This is a genomic window from Desulfovibrio sp. 1214_IL3152 (assembly GCF_036763055.1).
In the GTDB taxonomy this organism is placed as follows: domain Bacteria; phylum Desulfobacterota; class Desulfovibrionia; order Desulfovibrionales; family Desulfovibrionaceae; genus Desulfovibrio.
This window is the reverse complement of record NZ_JBAIYW010000064.1, coordinates 1-2,772: the sequence shown is the minus strand read 5'-3', so window position 1 is coordinate 2,772 and position 2,772 is coordinate 1. Positions and strand designations below refer to the sequence as shown.

The window sequence follows — 2,772 nt, the reverse complement described above, 5'->3', positions numbered from 1 at the left end:
ATCATCAACCGCCATAGTGACGGCTTGCTGCCTCAATTCCTGTGAATAACGTCCCCGTGGTGCTTTCGTCATAGAACCTCCTCAATGGATATGGACTATGGCGTCCGTTTTTTCCAGCCTATCTCACAACAGTGCCACAATAGTTGCGCTGCTGAAGTTTTTTGCCGTTGAAAAAGGCCTGCTGGCAAAAATAAGCTGCTCCAAGCTTGATTTACTGCAAAAAAACTCCGTACGTTAATCCGGTGTATTGCCTTTACCGGAATCATGACGATGTATATTTCCACACGGCCTGTGATTGACGCCGGATATTTCTCATGCCAATATACGGCGAATAAACCATACAACCTGTCGACACGCGCCGGAAAAACCGACGTCTGGCGCATCAGCCATGCGTCCAGGGCGGAGCGTGCCTTGAATGATGCGCTCCCGCCAGCCGGGTACGCACATGAAAATTGTTCGCCAGAATGTGTGGATGGCCCGTTTTCCGGCCAGCCGGGTACGCGGCATGGACATATGTACCGGTTTTCAGGAACAAATTTTTGCCTACAGATTTTCGCCCGATGGCGGCAAGCCGAACAGGCACGGGTTTGACCGGGTGGGACGTGCAGGGGCGGGCGTTGCTGAAACAGCCGTATTTATTTGGCCGACCTTGTTTACGCATGGCCGGGCCGCTGACCCGACTGTTGTTTTAATTGCTGGTGCGGCTGCGGACGTAACCACAGGCAAGGCCGCCTGCATGGCCGGTAAAAGCGACTGGCAGGCAATTTAAGCCAGGCAGCTTCAGGACAAAGCATGGCCTGAAGCGGGACAAGACACAGCCGAAATTTTTTGCGTCTTCCGGAATTTTTTGCGTCTTCCGGCTGAAGCTGAAGCGGCCCGACGCCGCCTTTCCCGCACAGAAGATCCCCGGAAATAAAAAGCCCCGGACTTCACGCCCGGGGCATATACGCAGCCAAAATGTTCAGAAGCCGAATTTCCGGCTACATGGGCTTGCCATTGTCATTCCCGTTATTCCGGGCTGTTATGTCAATTTCATCAGGTTCGGTAGTGGCTTTTTTAAAGTTTCTGATAGCCCTGCCAAGTCCGCCGCCGATTTCAGGCAGTTTTTTTGCGCCAAACAGCAACATGACCACAACCAACACAACCAGCAAATGCTGAATACTTAATGCTCCCATAGCAAAAACCGTCCTTCCTGTTAAGGGCCCAAGTTGGCTGGCCTGAACAGGCCCGAAACTTCAGCCAATTTTGTTTATTATACGCTCTCCCGACGCAAAAGCAACAATTAAGCGCGACATGCGGCCCGTGGCCGCGCCGCGACCGTACCATTTTCATTGTACATTGCACCGGATGGGGATATGTTCCGCCACCCGGAAAAATCCATACCGAAAAAATTTATTTCAGGAACAGCATGACCGCATCCTTCGAAGAGCTGGGCTTGTCCCGCGAACTGTTGAAAGCCGTTGAAGACATGGGCTTTGAAGAGCCTTCCCCCATACAGATTCTGGCCGTTCCCTGCCTGCTGGCAGGCAACGACGCCTTTGGTCAGGCGCAGACGGGAACCGGAAAAACCGCCGCCTTTGGCCTGCCCATTCTGGAAAAGCTCACACCCGCAAAAAATATACAGGCCCTTATTCTGTGCCCCACGCGTGAGCTTGCCATTCAGGTGGCCGAAGAGCTGAGCAAGCTCGCCGCCTGCAAGCGTGGCGTCACCATTCTGCCCATCTACGGCGGGCAGCCCATTGAACGGCAGCTGCGCGCCCTGGCCAAGGGCGTGCAGGTTGTGGTGGGTACGCCCGGGCGCGTCATGGACCACCTCAAACGCGGAACCCTGCGTCTGAACGAAGCCAGCATGGCCGTGCTGGACGAAGCGGACGAAATGCTGGATATGGGCTTTCGTGAAGATATTGAATCCATTCTGGAACAGACCCCGGCCACTTGCCAGCGGGTGCTTTTTTCAGCCACGGTTCCCCCGGCCATTCGCGAATTGAGCAAACGCTTTCTCCGCGAACCGGAAATGCTCACCGTTGCCCAAAAAATGCTTACGGTTCCTGCCATTGAGCAGATTTACTACGAAGTGCGCCCCCACCAGAAAATGGACGCCCTCTGCCGCCTGCTGGACTCGCGCGCCTTCCACAAGGCGCTTGTGTTCTGCTCTACCAAGCGCGGTGCGGATGAAGTGACCACACATTTACAGCAGCGCGGCTATCAGTCCGACAGTCTGCACGGCAACCTCGCCCAGTCGCAGCGCGACCGCGTGATGCAGCGCTTCCGCTCCGAAGGTCTGGACGTGCTGGTAGCCACGGATGTGGCGGCGCGCGGCCTTGACGTGGACGATGTGGATGCCGTCATCAACTACGACATTCCCCACGATGTGGAAAAATACGTACACCGCATCGGTCGCACAGGGCGCGCGGGCCGTGTTGGCAGCGCCTTTACCTTTGTGACCATGCGCGAACATTACAAAATGCGCGATATCATCCGCTGCACCCGCGCGCGCATCACCGAAGGCCGCCTGCCGAGCCTGCATGATATGGACAATATCCGCACCTCCCGCCTGCTGGAGGAGGTACGCCAGACCGTTGAAGCCGGCACGCTTGAGCGCTGGCTCACCCTGCTGGAAGGTTTTCTGACCACGCAGTTTCCTGACGGCGAAATTACCAGCCGTGACATTTCCGCCGCCCTTTTCAAACTGCTCATGCAGCGGGATTTTGGCGACCAGGACAAACCGCTGGACCAGGACCCGCTGGCCGTGGACCCCCGCCGCCAGTCCAG

Annotated in this window: 3 protein-coding genes; 2 read left to right on the top strand and 1 reads right to left on the bottom strand. The window is 56.2% G+C overall.

Going from position 1 to position 2,772, the window contains the following annotated elements; all coding sequences use genetic code 11:
• Positions 1-415: 415 nt before the first annotated feature.
• On the top strand, positions 416-769 hold the full coding sequence (locus V6C07_RS01255) for a hypothetical protein (RefSeq protein WP_333534584.1): 354 nt from the start codon (positions 416-418) through the stop codon (positions 767-769).
• 211 nt (positions 770-980) lie between these two features.
• Here V6C07_RS01255 and V6C07_RS01250 read toward each other — a convergent pair whose 3' ends face one another.
• A complete protein-coding gene (locus V6C07_RS01250; RefSeq protein WP_333534583.1) occupies positions 981-1,175 on the bottom strand; it encodes a twin-arginine translocase TatA/TatE family subunit in 195 nt (64 codons plus the stop codon).
• 233 nt (positions 1,176-1,408) lie between these two features.
• Here V6C07_RS01250 and V6C07_RS01245 point away from each other — a divergent pair.
• A partial coding sequence (locus V6C07_RS01245) for a DEAD/DEAH box helicase (protein ID WP_333534582.1) occupies positions 1,409-2,772 on the top strand: 1,364 nt, incomplete at its 3' end.

Bases quoted from the DNA above. Each gene is read 5' to 3' on its own strand.
- V6C07_RS01255 (WP_333534584.1), top strand. From the start codon at position 416: ATGATGCGCTCCCGCCAGCCGGGTACGCACATGAAAATTGTTCGCCAG.
- V6C07_RS01250 (WP_333534583.1), bottom strand. From the start codon at position 1,175: ATGGGAGCATTAAGTATTCAGCATTTGCTGGTTGTGTTGGTTGTGGTC.